Genomic DNA, 13,756 nt, shown 5'->3' on the forward strand with positions numbered 1-13,756 from the left:
TAGACCAATGAGGGCTGAGTTCTGTATTGCACAGGGCTCAGCCCTTTTGGTTGGTTTTGACCCAGCTTGGCCAAAGCTTTGCTGAGTATGTTTTTGGGGCGCAGTTCAGACCGGTATGCCCGATCGGTCTGCTGCATAGCCAGCGGCCCGAAGGCCACTGGCTAGGCGCGATCATGCCGGTTCGCGCATATCAAGGCCTCCTGTCATCGTTTGGAGCCGATGACGCAGAGGCCTTGCCGGCAATGCTCAGGGCTTCACCGTTCCGAAGTTCAGACCGACCAGCGGACCGTAAATCTGTCCGTAGCCAGCCTTGACGTCGACGTGGCTGGTGCTCGACGAGCCATAGATGAAGCCGAAGTTGCCGCCTGCGAGCCCACCCAGCTTCGCGAACCGGCCACCGGACACCGAGCCGCTCGACGACGACGCGGTGATGGTGCCGCCGGCGTTGCCGACGAGGCCGCCGACGAAGCTGTAGTCACCGCCCTTTGCCGATCCCGTCGCGTGCGATCGATCGAGTTTGCCCGTCAGCCGGCCGACGAGACCGCCGACACTGCTGTTCACCCCGGCTTCGACGTTGCCCGAGGCGTCCGACCCGGTGATGCTGCCGCGTTCGTTGACGCCGACCAGTCCGCCGGCCAGCGCCATATCGCCTGCCTTCACGGCGCCGTTCGCATGGGAGTCGGCGACGGTTCCGGCGTTACGGCCGACGAGCCCGCCTGCCTGGCTCTCGATGCCGGCCGTGACCTTGCCATTGGCGGTCGAAGCGCGAATGCTGCCGCTGTTCGAGCCGACGAGGCCGCCGGCCGTGCCGCCCATGCCGAACGTGGTGGCCACCACGTCGCCGTTGGCCGTCGATGCATCGATGTCGCCCTTGTTCGACCCGACCAGGCCGCCCGCGATGCCGTGATCGCCGACGGTCACCTTCCCGTTCGCGTGCGAGGCGGCCACGGTGGCCGCGTTGATTCCGACGAGGCCGCCGGCCACCGCGTTCTGGCGAGCCGTCACGCTGGCGGACGACGACGAGTCGGTGATGACGCCGTTATCGTCGTTGATGCCAACGAGGCCGCCTGCGATCGACGCGTTGCCCGTCGCGACGACGCTGCCCGTGCTCGACGAGCGCTCGATCCGACCCGTGTTGAGGCCCACCAGCCCGCCGACGGCGCCGTCATGCATCGCGCTCACTTGAACGTCGGCCCGGCTGTCGCGGATCGTCGCCAATACCTGCGGCTTGTCCAGTCGCGTCATGCTCTCGCCGACCAGGCCGCCGATCGACAGCGCATTGCGATCGCCGGCGATGCGGCCGGATACCGACGCATGCTCGATCGTGCCGCCGTAGTTCGCGCCGACGAGGCCGCCGATGTTCGCTCGCCCCTTCGCGTTGACCGTTATGTTGCGCGCCGTCACGTTGGAGATCGTGCCAATGTTCATGCCGGCGAGCGCGCCGACGGACGTCGGCACGCCGTACTGCACGCTCGGGGCGGGCACGTAGATGTCCGACAGGCCGAGGTTCGCGATGCGGCCGACGTTCACACTGAACAGGCCGACGGCGGTATGTGCCACATTGGCAACGATCAGCTGGCTGATCGTGTTGCCGAGACCGTCGAATACGCCGGTGAACGAGAGACCGCCGCCGATGCTCTGGAAGACCGTCTTCGCGCCGTCGATCCCGTTGCCCAGCACGTAGCGGCCCTTCAGGTTGGCGTCAACGTTGCGGAGGTCGGCGAGCGTGTGCAGCACCTGGTACGCGTCGCCGTTCGCGCTGTACGACGCGTTCTGGCCCGACAGCGTGACGACGGCCTTGTCGCCCGAGAACGTATGGCCGTTCCTGGCGTTGAGTTCCAGATGGGCGTTGCGGCCCGTCAGCTTGACCGCGTCGTTCACGCGGATTCCGTCGGCCGCATCGACGATCAGGCGCGCATTCGTGCCGGTGGCGGACAGCGACTTCTGCAGGTTGATGCTGCCTTGCTTCGCGCCCAGCTTGAGCGTGTTGTCGCTGGACCATGCGACGGGGCCGCCCACGGTCAGATCGTGCTTGGTATTGACCAGTTCGACGTGGGTCGTGTCGAGATTCTGCCCGAGCGTGCTTGCGTTGATGGAGAGACCGGTGTCCCGGCTGCCGTTCCCCGTGCCCGTGTTGCCGCTGATGTTGCTGTTGCCGTTGAAGCCTCGCGTATTGGGCGCGATCGGGTCGGCCAGGACGCCGGCGTTCGCCGCCTCGATCTTCCAGGTGCCGGTCTGGCCGTTTGCGCCGCGCGTATCGACGCGCGTGCCGGCGGCGATGTTGACCTGCTCGCCGCGCGTGACCACGTTGCCGCCCGCGCCCGACGCGGCGCTCGCATCGAGCTTGCCGGCGACGTTGACGGCGCCGCCGTCGAGCGTGATCTTGCCGCCGCGCCCGACGAGACCCTTTGCCTCGATCGTGCCGGTGTTGTTGACGACTGCGTTCAGCAGGTTGCCGGCCGCGCGGGCCGACATCAGCACCTCGCCGCCGTCGGCCTTCAGCAGGCCGCCGTTGGTGGCCTGTGCGTCGATCGCACCCTCTTCGACCTGCAGGCTCAGCAGATCGTTGCCGTCGAAGTTGACGTTGAACGCATTGCCGGCGCCGAGCGCGACGCGGCCCATTTTGGCCTGGATCACGCCGTTGTTCGACACGCGCGCGCCGAGCAGCGCGACGCTGCCGCCGTCGGCTGCGGTGATGCGGCCGTCGTTCACGACCGACGCGCTCGATTGACCCGCGAAGCGATAGTTGCCGGCGAGGAAATCGGCGTCGGCGATGTTCTGCGTCGACGCAACCAGGCCGCCGACGTTGATCTGTGCGCCGGAGCCGAACAGCACGCCGTTCGGGTTGACCAGGAACACCTTGCCGTTCGCGTCGATATTGCCGTGAATCTGGCTGCCGTTGTTGCCGATCACGCGGTTCAGCGCGATGGACTGGGTGCCGGGCTGATGGAACGCGACGCGTTCGCCGTTGGCGACGTCGAACGCCTGCCAGTTCGTGACGAGCTTGTCGGTATGCTGGTTGATGGACATCGACTTGCCGTCGGCGTCGCGGAGGATGTCGGCCTTGCCGGCGGTGATCGCTTCGCCGGTGGGCAGTGCGAAGGCGGGCAGCGAGGCGAAGCCGAGCAACGAGACGGCCGCTGCGGCGAGACGCTTGCCGCCTGCCGATTTGCCGTGCCGGCGCGCGGTTTCCCCGACTGCGCTCCAGCATCCCTGGGTCTGGTTCCAGACCAGTGCGTAGGTCTTGTTCATGTGATGGTTATCTCTCTGGATAAGAACAGGAAATCGTTTCGTATCGGTCGGTATACCTAACGAAACGGAGAAATCGAAAGCGTGCGACATGCGCGCTTCCGGGTGGCGGGCGGCCATGCCGCCCGCGTTACGTGCGGACCGGCTAGTACCACCGGTCCGCGCGTTCGACGCCGCTCAGAAATACTGGGCGGCCTGTAACCAGACGCTCGGCGATCGGGTGGCCGACGCGACCGCGTCGGCATGGCCGATGGGCAACGCGGCAGTCATGCTGATTTGCCGGCGCGTGCCGAACCAGCTCGCGCCGACGCCGATCGACGACAACTGCACCGTGTTGCGCTCGCGCGACCACGGCTGCTTGGCGAGCTGTACTCGGCCGGTGTCGACGAACGTGCTGACCTGCCAGCCCGGTGCGGCGAGGTAGCGCAATTCGGCACTGGACTGCCAGCCTTGATCGCCGTTGCCCGCGCCGAGTGCATAAGCACGCACGCCGTACGGGCCGCCGAGGCTGAATTTTTCGGAAGAGTCGAGATTGCGCGATGCCAGTTGCGCGCTGAACTGCGTATAGAGCTGCAAGCGGGCGCCGAGCGCCTGCAGTCGCAACGCGCTGACGTTCAGCTTGGTGAAGCGGCCGTGCGCATGGGCGATGCGGTTCAGGCCCAGCGCGTCGTTACCGCGCAGGCGGCCGATGCCGATGGTGGCCGAGAAGCCGTTGCGGCCGCCGCCGCCGAGGTCGTCCTGGCTGTTGCCGCTTACGCCGAAGGTCCACAGGTCGACCTGCTTGCCGTTGTCGATCTCCAACGCGCTGTAAATATCGCGCAGATGCTTGTTTTCGTAGGTGAGCAGCGCGTCGAGACGGGCCTTCCGGCCGCGCACCAGCGGCTGCGTGACGAAAGCGGAGCGGACGTCGGCGCTGCCGCGATAGCCGAGATCCGCCAGGCTGCCGCCCACGCGGTAATGCATGTCGGAATAGGCGACGCCGACGCGCGTCGCGGCAGGGCCGATCGGGACCTGGTAGGCGGTGCGGTAATAGCGTTGATGCGTGTCGCTCGTCAGGCCACGCAACGAAAAGCGATCGCCGACGCGCAGCGGCGCATTGACGTCGACGCTGCCGGTCGCACGGTAGCGGCCGGTCAGCGGATCGCCGAAGTTGTCGACTTCGAGCGAGCCGTTCGCCAGCGGGCCGGGCTCGGCGTCGATCACGAGGTCGGTCGTACCCGGCTCGGTGCCGGGCCGCAGCGTGCCTTTCGCTTCGACGCCGGGCATGTCGTCGAGCAGCATGAGGCTGCGCTCGAGGTTCCCGCCGTGGACGATGTCGCCCGGATGCAGTGCCGCGAGGGGCTGGCGCAACGCGCGGTCGACCACCCGCGACGGGTTGTGCAGCTCGATGTGCCCGTAGCGGCCTTCGACGACGGCGATGCGAACGATGCCGTCTTCGATGTCCTGGCGCGGCAGATAGGCGCGCGCGAGGACGTAGCCGCGCTCGCGATAGTAGGTCGTGATCCGGTTCGCGGCCTGCTGCAGTTCGCCGAAATCGAGTTCGCGGCCCGCGAGGTCGACCAGCAACGCATCGAGCCGTGCCGCGGGAATCGCCGTGTTGCCTTCGATGACGAATGCACGGACCGCGACGTGCGGGCCCGCGCCGTTTTCGGCCGCCGGCGCGGGCTCGGCCGGCGCAATGTCGATCTCCGGACGCGTGGCGGCAGGCAGGGACGGACGCACGGTTTCGATGTCACGAATCGATTGCCCGGCGCTGGGTACCTGTGCATGCGCGAAACCGAAACCGGGAAGGAGCCATGCGGCGGCGATGTAGCCGGTCCGCCGGAGCGCGTCGCGCAGAGCGCGCGCGCCGGCCGGCATCGCGTGAGGGCGTGCACGGGCGACGTGCGACGTGGACTGCTGGCTCGCAGACATGCAGGAGGCGGCTGTCGATGCGCCGACGACCGCCGATGCCCGCGTGCGACGAATGATAGGAATATCTCACCCCGGAGAAATAATCGTGGATCTGTCTCAAGATTTAGAGTCGATCCGTTGGGAATGCCGGGGATATTACGAAAGGGTTGCAGTCGTGGATATTGAACAAGTACGAGCGTGTGGGTGAAATCGCTCTGTCTTGCATGATTTTTTTTGGGATGCGCGGCGACGTCATGCGCGGCTCTGTCGAACGGGGACAAAAAGCGATGACGCGGACTGGTCACGGCTTGATGGAGCCGGCGCGTATCTGCTTGACCTTAAGTAGTTCTTTCGATAGGCGCGGCGGCCGTGATGAGAATAGGACTAAACACAGACTAATCCCAATTTCTTTAGGACGTGTCCGATTAAAAATGCGCTTTCACGATGGCAATATACAGGCTTGCATTGCTTCGATCTGAAGTGTTGTGCGTTTCGGTTTATGCGTCACGAATGGCACTGTATAAATCGGATATTTAATAGTTTATGACGTTTTTGCGGGTTTGTCGTCATAAGAAGAATTTTGTATTGCTAAATAACAGGATAAGACCCGTCGTCGATTTGACAATCGATCCGTGTCGGCGCGACCGCATGGCGTAAATGCTCGCTGCCGTCCCGCCGTCGTTCGATTTCGACGGGTGATCGCTCAGGTATGCATTCGTTCGACTCTGTTGACTACGCACTCGTTGTTCGCGGGAAGATTTCCTGGTTTCGGCTGGCGGATGGCGGCCTGCTCGTCGCCGCGGCATGGGCGGCGAAGCGCTGGTTCGACGAGGCGCCCTGGTCGGCGGCCGATGCCGCGTTGACCGCCATTTCGATCGCATGCGCGCTGATCCTGTTTCCGTTGATCGGCCTGTACGGCAATCGCGAGCGACGCATGTCGTGGCGTCGCATGTGGTGGGTGCCGGCCGGCCTTGCCGTCGCCCTGTGCGTCGGCGTGATGTCTGTTACGGCACTCGACTGGCAATCCGGCGCGGCGCCCGGCTGGGTGATCGGCTGGTTCGTGCTGTCGACGGTCGCGCTCGTCGCGTCGCACGCATTGCGGCAATGGCTGGGCGTCCAAGGCGCGGCGCACGACGCCGGGCGCAAGCCTGTCGCGCTCGTCGGGTATCGCGAACGATGCCTGGCGCTTGCGGGTCGCGATGCGCGCGAGGTCGGGTCGCCGTTTCAGGTGGCCGCGATCTTCGACATGTCCGGCGCCCCCGCACTCGATGCGGACAAGTTTGAAGTGCATGCCGATCTCGACCGGTTCGTCGACTGCGTGCGCCGCGCGCACGTCGAGGAAATCTGGATCGTGCTGCCGCTGTCGGAGGCCGATCGCATCGGCGCGATCGTTCGTGCGTTCGACACGGATCTCGTGGATATCCGCTTCATGCCGGACCTCGCGGGCATCACGCCGCTCCATCCGCGCCGCGCGATTCGCGGCCGCGCGCTCGATCTCGTGGCGGCGCCGCTGTCGGCGCGGGCGCTCGCGGGCAAGGCCATGTTCGACCGGGTTTTCGCGGGGCTGGCGCTGGTCGCGATCGCGCCGCTGATGGCGGCGATCGCGGTCGCGGTGAAGTGCTCGTCGCCGGGGCCGGTGCTGTTCCGGCAGCAGCGCCGGGGTGCGTACGGGCGCATCTTCACGATCTACAAGTTCAGGACGATGCGCGAGCACGACATCGACGTACCGGGCGAAGTGCGTCAGGCGACGCGCGGCGATCCGCGCATCACGCGCGTCGGCGCGCTGCTGCGGCGCACGAGCCTCGACGAGTTGCCGCAGTTCCTGAACGTGCTGAAGGGCGACATGTCGGTGGTCGGCCCGCGTCCGCACGCGGTCGAGCACGACCGCTTCTACCAGCATCGGGTCGACGGCTACATCCAGCGCTACCGGATCAAGCCGGGCATCACCGGCTGGGCGCAGGTCAACGGGCATCGCGGCGAGACGGATCGCGTCGAGAAGATGCAGCAGCGGGTCGAACACGATCTCTATTACCTGAACAACTGGTCGTTTGGGCTGGATATGCGGATCGTGGCCGCGACCGTGGTGTGCGGATTCACGCATCGCAACGCTTATTGAACGACGCGTCGACGCACGCGGCTTGGAAAACACGAATGGAAACTGGAAAACGGTCCCGCTCCTGGGCGCAACGCTCGCGAACGGCGCTGACGGTCTTGCCCGTCGTGCTGTTGTCCGCTTGCGCGGTCGAGCCGGGCATGCACATGAACTTCACGAACGATGCGCCGGATCACGGCGGTATCGCGACGCAGACGCGCGACGACGGCCTGACGGTGTCGATGCGCCGCATCGATGTGGCGTCGCTCGGTGAAGCGCAGCAAACATCTGCTTCGCGTGACGCCGCGTCGGTGCCGATCGGGGCGATCGACGGCGCGCTGATCGCGGCCCAGCGGCGCGATGCCCGCGCACAGGACGAACGCACGCGTGCCGAGCTGTTTGCCGCGCCGGCGCCGTATGCGATCGACGCAGGCGACGTGCTGCAGATCACCGTGTGGGATCACCCCGAACTGGCCGCCGCGCAGGGTAACCCGGGCAATCAGACGGTCCGTCCCGCCGATCCGCCGACGGGCTTCGTCGTCGATCAGGCCGGCAACCTGGCGTTTCCGTATGCGGGCGAACTGCATGTCGCGGGCATGCGCACGAGCGAGATTCAGGCCGCGCTGCGCGCGCGGCTGTCGAAATGGTTCGTCGCGCCGCAAGTGACGGTGCGCGTCGCGTCGTATCGCGCCAATCGCGTCTATATCGACGGCGAAGTCCATACGCCGGGCGCGCAAGCGCTCAACGACACGCCGATGACGCTGCTCGAAGCCGTCACGCGCGCGGGCGGCTTCACGGCCGGTGCCGATCAGAGCCGCATGACGCTCGTGCGCGGCGGTGTCGCCTATCCGGTCGATCTGCCGGGGCTGATTCGCGAGCGTCTCGATCCGTCGCGCATCGTGTTGCTCAACGGCGACCTGCTGCAGGTCGGCGCGCGCGACCAGTTCGGCGTGTACGTGATGGGCGAAGTCAACCGGCCGACGACCGCGCTGCCGCTGCGCAACGGGCGGCTCACGCTGGCCGATGCGCTGTCGCAGGCCGGCAGCGTCAATCAGGGTACGTCCGATCCGAAGCAAACCTACGTGATTCGCGCCGGCGCGGGCCGGCAGGCGCAGGTGTTTCATCTGGACGGGCGCTCGCCGGTGTCGATGGTGCTGGCCAACGAATTCGAGCTGCAGCCGCGCGACGTCGTGTACGTCGACAGCACGAAGCTCGCGCGCTTCGGCCGCGTGCTCGCGCAACTGCTGCCGGCCATCAACGCGGGCCTGACCGCCGCGATCGTCACGAAATGATGAACCGGATCCTGGTGGTGTGTACCGGCAACGTCTGCCGCAGCCCGGCTACGCAGACGCTGCTGTCGCGCGCGTTGCCCGGCCGCACGATCGAGTCGGCCGGCATCGCGGCGATCGGCGGAACGCCCGTCGATCCGGTGATGAACGAGTTACTGGCCGCGCGCGGCTTCGGGCTGTCGCCGCACCGGGCCCGACGCGTCGACGACCGTGTCTGCCGGTGGGCCGACCTGATTCTCGTGATGGAGACCGCGCAACGTCATCTGATCGAGCGGGCCTACCCGATGACGCGCGGCCGCGTGTATCGCCTCACCGAGCGTTACCAGACCGACGTTCCCGATCCGTACCGCCGAAGCCGCCACGTGTACGACTACGCGATGAAGCTGATCGAGCACGGCGTCGTCGACTGGGCCGAGCGGATCGCCCGCCTCGAATCGAACCGGCCGCGACGTCCGGATGCCGGCGCCGATGCGCCGGAATACTTGAAGTGAGCCTCAGATGAACGCAACCAACCCAGGTCGACCCCTTGCACGCGATGCCGACGAGCTCGACGTGCGAGGCATCCTCGACGTGCTGATCGCGCACGCCGGCCGCATCGTCGCGGTCACGGCGGTGTGCACCGCGCTCGGCGCCGCGTATGCGCTCGTCGCGAAGCCGGTCTACAAGGCGGACATTGCCGTGCAGGTGGAAAGCGGCGGCTCCGACCTGCGCAGCATGGCGGAAGGCGGGCTCGTCGGCGGGCTCGGCGCGCTGTTCGACGTGAAGTCGACCGACGACGGCGAAATGGAAATCCTGCGCTCGCGGCTCGTGACCGAACCGGTCGTCGACGTCCAGCGCCTGCATATCGACGCGCGGCCGCGCCGCGTGCCGGTGATCGGGGCCGCGATCGCGCGCTTCAATCGCGGGCTGTCGACGCCTGGCCTGTTCGGGCTCGGCGGCTTCGTCTGGGGCAAGGAGCACATCGACGTGACCGCGTTCGACGTGCCGCGCGACTTCCACGAACACCCGTTCATCGTCACGTTGCTGGGCGACGGTCGCTATCGGCTGTCCGGCAACGATCTCGATCGCGATGTGGAAGGCGCAATCGGCGAGCCGCTGCGCGTGAAGACGGCCGCCGGCGACGTGATGCTGCAGGTCGCCGGCATCGAAGCCGCGGCCGGTGCGCAGTTCGTCGTGAAGGCCGAGTCGAAGCAGGTCGTGCTCGCCGACCTGCAGAAGAAGCTGACCATCGCGAACCGCGGCAAGGATCAGTCCGGCGTGATCGGCGTGTCGTACGAAAGCCGAGATCCGGTGCGTGCGGCGGCCGTGCTGAACGCGATCGCCGACAACTACGTGCAGCAGAACGCGAACCGCAAGGCGGCGACCGCCGAGAAGTCGCTGGCGTTCCTCAGCGATCAGGTGCCGACGGTGGAGCGTCAGTTGCGCACGGCCGAGGATCGGCTCAACGCGTACCAGGCCCGCCATGAAATCGTCGATCTGACCGAACAGGCGAAGGCGATGCTGACGCAATCGACGGCCGTGCAGACATCGCTGTTCGAACTCGAGCAGAAGCGGCTCGCGCTGGCGTCGACGTTGACGCCGGCGCACCCGGAGCTCACCGCGGTCGACCGGCAGATCGCCGCGGCCCGCGCGCAGATCGGGACGGTCAACGACGCGATCCGGCGCTTGCCCGATGCGCAACGCAACGTCGTGCGGCTGCGCCGCGACGTGACCGTACAAACCGAGATCTACGTCGGCCTGCTGAACAGTATCCAGCAGCTTCGCGTCGCGACCGCGAGCAAGATCGGCAATGTGCGCGTGATCGATCGCGCGATCGTGCCGGACGAGCCCGTGCGGCCGAAGCCGGTGCTGGTCACGGTGATTGCCGCGCTGGTGGGGATCGTGCTCGGCACCTGTGGCGTCATTGGCCGCGCGGTGCTGTTCGGCGGCATTACCGATCCGGCCGAGATCGAGCGCGACACGGGCCTGAACGTGATGGCGACGATTCCGCACAGCGCCGCCCAGCGCCGGCTCGCGCAGCGCGCCGCCGCGGCGCAGGGCGGTGCGCCGATCCTGTCGCTCGCACGGCCGAACGAACCGGCGGTCGAGGCGCTGCACAGCCTGTGCACGGCGCTGCGGTTCCAGTTGATGGACTGGCCTGAAGGCAACCGCGTGCTGATCACCGGGCCTTCCGCGGGCGTCGGGAAATCCTTCGTGTCGGCCAACGTTGCCGCCTTGCTCGGACAGTCGGGCCAACGCGTATTGCTGATCGATGGCGACCTGCGACGCGGGGAACTGGCGAAGCGCTTCGGCGTGCGGCCGGATATCGGCCTGTCGACCATCCTTCGCGGCGGCGCGACCGTCGACGACGCCATCGTGCGCGATATCGCGCCGAACGTCGACCTGCTGCCGGCCGGCCCGCGTACCGACCGGCCGGTCGAGCTGCTGTCGTCGGATCGGCTGGCGGCACTGCTGACGCACGTTGGCCGCGATTACAGCCTCGTGCTGCTCGACGCACCGCCGCTGCTGCCGGTGACGGACGCCACCGTGCTGGCCGCGCATGCGGACACGATCCTGCTCGCCGCGCGCTCGGGCGTGACGACCACGGGCGAGCTGCTCGAATCGGCGAAGCGTATCGAGCGCGTCGGCGCGCGCACGACGGCCGTGGTGTTCAACGGCTTCCGGCCGGGGCTGCGCTCCGCGCAGTACGGCAACTACGGCGCTTACGCGTATGACGGCGCCGATTCGCACACAGCCCCGGATCGCGCGTGATCCGCCGACGGAGAATCCGATGACCCACCACTACGAAAACATTCTCGTGACTTTCGGCACCCGTCCGGAAGCCATCAAGATGGCGCCGCTCGTCCATGCGTTGCGGGCCCGCGAAGGCGTGCGCTGCGGCGTCTGCGTGACGGCCCAGCATCGCGAGATGCTGGACCAGGTGCTCGACCTGTTCGGCATCGTGCCGGATTTCGATCTCGACCTGATGCGCGCGGGGCAGACGCTCGGCGGCCTGACCGGACACATCCTCAATGCGCTCGACCCGGTGCTGGAGTCGTTCCGGCCCGATCTCGTACTCGTGCACGGCGATACGACCACCACGCTCGGCGCGACGCTCGCGGCTTACTACCGGCGCGTTCCGGTCGGGCACGTGGAAGCCGGCCTGCGTACCGGCAACCTGTATTCGCCGTGGCCGGAGGAGGCGAACCGCCGGGTGACGGGCGCGCTCGCGCTGCATCACTTCGCGCCGACCGAAACGTCGCGCGCGAACCTGCTGGCCGAAGGCGTCGAGGCCGGCCGCGTCCACGTGACCGGCAACACGGTGATCGATGCGCTGCTGACGATCACCCAACGCCTGACGCGCGACCGGGCGCTGGTGCAGCAGATGCACGAGCGGTTCCCGTTCGTCGACGACGCGCAACGCATGATTCTCGTCACCGGCCACCGCCGCGAGAACTTCGGCCGCGGCTTCGAGCAGATCTGCGAGGCGATCGCGACGATCGCGAAGCGCTATCCGGAGTGCCGCATCGTCTATCCGATGCATCTGAATCCGAACGTGCGGGAACCCGTCACGCGGCTGCTCGGCGACATCGACAACGTGGAGCTGATCGAGCCGCAGGAGTATTTGCCGTTCGTCTATCTGATGAGCCGCGCGTGGCTGATCCTGACCGATTCCGGCGGGATCCAGGAAGAAGCGCCGTCGCTCGGCAAGCCGGTGCTCGTGATGCGCGACACCACCGAGCGGCCGGAAGCCGTCGAGGCCGGTACGGTGCGGCTGGTCGGCACCGAGGTCGAGCGGCTGGTCGGCGCGGTGGTCGAGCTGTGGGAAGACGGCCGCGCCTATCGCGCGATGAGCCGTGCGCACAACCCGTACGGCGACGGCCGCGCGAGCGGGCGAATCGCCGATCTGCTCGTGTCGCCGCCCACATTGACGCAGGGGCCGGCCTATCTGGCCGGCTCGCTCTGCTGAATTCCCTGACGTCTGGAGAACCTCATTCATGTCATTCGAAACCGTTTCCGTCATCGGGCTGGGCTATATCGGCCTGCCTACCGCAGCGGCCTTTGCCGCGCGTCGCAAAAGCGTGATCGGCGTCGACGTGTCGCAACATGCGGTCGACACGATCAATCGCGGCCGGATCCACATCGTCGAACCCGAACTCGACATGCTCGTGCATGCGGCCGTGACGCAGGGCCACCTGCGTGCGACGACGACGCCCGAGCCGGCCGATGCGTTCCTGATCGCGGTGCCGACGCCGTTTACCGACGGCAACAAGCCCGACCTGAGCTACATCGAGGCCGCGTGCCGGTCGATCGCGCCGGTGTTGAAGAAGGGCGACCTGGTCGTGCTGGAATCGACTTCGCCGGTCGGCGCGACCGAACGAATGGCGGCGTGGCTCGCCGCGCAACGCCCGGACCTGACGTTCCCGCAGCAGGCCGGCGAGCGCTCGGACATCCGGATCGCGCATTGTCCCGAGCGCGTGCTGCCGGGCCACGTGGTGCGCGAGCTCGTGGAGAACGACCGCGTGATCGGCGGGATGACCCGCAAGTGCGGCACGCGCGCGCAGGAGCTGTACGCGGTGTTCGTGCGCGGCGAGTGCATCCTGACCGATGCGCGCACGGCCGAGATGTGCAAGCTCACCGAGAATTCGTTCCGCGACGTGAACATTGCGTTCGCGAACGAGCTTTCGGTGATCTGCGACCAGCTCGACATCAACGTGTGGGAACTGATCCGGCTGGCGAACCGCCATCCGCGTGTCAGCGTGCTCCAGCCGGGACCGGGCGTCGGCGGACATTGCATCGCGGTCGATCCGTGGTTCATCGTCGATTCGGCGCCGGAGCATGCGCGGCTGATTCGCACCGCGCGCCTCGTGAACGACGACAAGCCGCATTTCGTGTACGAGCGCGTGCGGCACGCGGCGAGCCGGTTCCGCGAGCCCGTGATCGCGTGTCTCGGCCTCGCGTTCAAGGCCGACATCGACGATCTGCGCGAGAGCCCGGCGATGGAGATCGTCGAAGCGCTGGCCGAGAATGCCGACGCGACGCTGCTGGTCGTCGAGCCGAACGTCGACGCGTTGCCGGCGTCGCTCGACGCGAAGGCGCGGCTGTGCGATCTGCATACCGCGCTTGCGGAGGCCGACGTGATCGTCATCCTCGTCGACCACGCGCCGTTCCGTCGCATGGACCCGGTGCGGCTGCAGACCAAGGTCGTGATCGACACGCGCGGCGTGCTGGCGCGCGCGTAACGGACGTGATG

8 protein-coding genes are annotated in these 13,756 nt (G+C 67.1%); 6 read left to right on the forward strand and 2 right to left on the reverse strand.

The genetic code is table 11. From position 1 onward, the window contains the following. Window positions 1-246 precede the first annotated feature (246 nt). The gene (locus HWX03_RS34620) at window positions 247-3,369 is read right to left on the reverse strand and encodes a GLUG motif-containing protein (protein WP_244132851.1); all 3,123 of its coding nucleotides are present in this window, start codon (window positions 3,367-3,369) and stop codon (window positions 247-249) included. Window positions 3,370-3,426: 57 nt separating this feature from the next. Continuing rightward, window positions 3,427-5,163, reverse strand: a complete 1,737-nt coding sequence (locus tag HWX03_RS34625; protein ID WP_244132852.1) for a ShlB/FhaC/HecB family hemolysin secretion/activation protein — start codon at window positions 5,161-5,163, stop codon at window positions 3,427-3,429. Between the two features lie 688 nt (window positions 5,164-5,851). On the opposite strand from HWX03_RS34625, the gene HWX03_RS34630 reads away from it, so the two are divergent. The 6 genes from HWX03_RS34630 to wecC are packed head-to-tail and all read left to right on the forward strand — an operon-like array spanning window position 5,852 to window position 13,745. After that, window positions 5,852-7,258, forward strand: coding sequence for an undecaprenyl-phosphate glucose phosphotransferase (locus tag HWX03_RS34630; RefSeq protein ID WP_175874387.1), 1,407 nt, complete (start codon window positions 5,852-5,854; stop codon window positions 7,256-7,258). Window positions 7,259-7,293: 35 nt separating this feature from the next. Further along, window positions 7,294-8,526: a polysaccharide biosynthesis/export family protein gene (locus tag HWX03_RS34635; protein ID WP_244132853.1), complete on the forward strand. Its 1,233-nt coding sequence runs from the start codon at window positions 7,294-7,296 to the stop codon at window positions 8,524-8,526. Further along, window positions 8,523-9,014 (forward strand): low molecular weight protein-tyrosine-phosphatase, encoded by a 492-nt coding sequence (locus tag HWX03_RS34640; RefSeq protein WP_175874388.1) that lies wholly within the window; start codon window positions 8,523-8,525, stop codon window positions 9,012-9,014. Before HWX03_RS34635 ends, HWX03_RS34640 begins: the two co-directional genes overlap by 4 nt. 7 nt (window positions 9,015-9,021) lie before the next feature. Continuing rightward, complete coding sequence (locus HWX03_RS34645) at window positions 9,022-11,274, forward strand: polysaccharide biosynthesis tyrosine autokinase (protein WP_175874389.1); 2,253 nt, start codon at window positions 9,022-9,024, stop codon at window positions 11,272-11,274. Window positions 11,275-11,293: 19 nt separating this feature from the next. Next, on the forward strand, window positions 11,294-12,472 hold the full coding sequence (wecB, locus tag HWX03_RS34650; protein ID WP_175818750.1) for a UDP-N-acetylglucosamine 2-epimerase (non-hydrolyzing): 1,179 nt from the start codon (window positions 11,294-11,296) through the stop codon (window positions 12,470-12,472). 28 nt (window positions 12,473-12,500) lie between these two features. Continuing rightward, entirely contained in the window at window positions 12,501-13,745 is a 1,245-nt protein-coding gene (gene wecC / locus HWX03_RS34655) for a UDP-N-acetyl-D-mannosamine dehydrogenase (RefSeq protein ID WP_175818751.1), read from the forward strand. Window positions 13,746-13,756 lie beyond the last annotated feature (11 nt).

The sequence above is a fragment of the Burkholderia sp. BCC0397 genome (genome assembly GCF_902832865.1).
In the GTDB taxonomy this organism is placed as follows: domain Bacteria; phylum Pseudomonadota; class Gammaproteobacteria; order Burkholderiales; family Burkholderiaceae; genus Burkholderia.

Excerpts from the sequence above, each read along its gene's own strand:
- HWX03_RS34620 (WP_244132851.1), bottom strand. The coding sequence starts at position 3,369 with ATGGCCGCCCGCCACCCGGAAGCGCGCATGTCGCACGCTTTCGATTTC.
- HWX03_RS34625 (WP_244132852.1), bottom strand. The coding sequence starts at position 5,163 with ATGTCTGCGAGCCAGCAGTCCACGTCGCACGTCGCCCGTGCACGCCCT.
- HWX03_RS34630 (WP_175874387.1), top strand. The coding sequence starts at position 5,852 with ATGCATTCGTTCGACTCTGTTGACTACGCACTCGTTGTTCGCGGGAAG.
- HWX03_RS34635 (WP_244132853.1), top strand. The coding sequence starts at position 7,294 with ATGGAAACTGGAAAACGGTCCCGCTCCTGGGCGCAACGCTCGCGAACG.
- HWX03_RS34640 (WP_175874388.1), top strand. The coding sequence starts at position 8,523 with ATGATGAACCGGATCCTGGTGGTGTGTACCGGCAACGTCTGCCGCAGC.
- HWX03_RS34645 (WP_175874389.1), top strand. The coding sequence starts at position 9,022 with ATGAACGCAACCAACCCAGGTCGACCCCTTGCACGCGATGCCGACGAG.
- wecB (WP_175818750.1), top strand. The coding sequence starts at position 11,294 with ATGACCCACCACTACGAAAACATTCTCGTGACTTTCGGCACCCGTCCG.
- wecC (WP_175818751.1), top strand. The coding sequence starts at position 12,501 with ATGTCATTCGAAACCGTTTCCGTCATCGGGCTGGGCTATATCGGCCTG.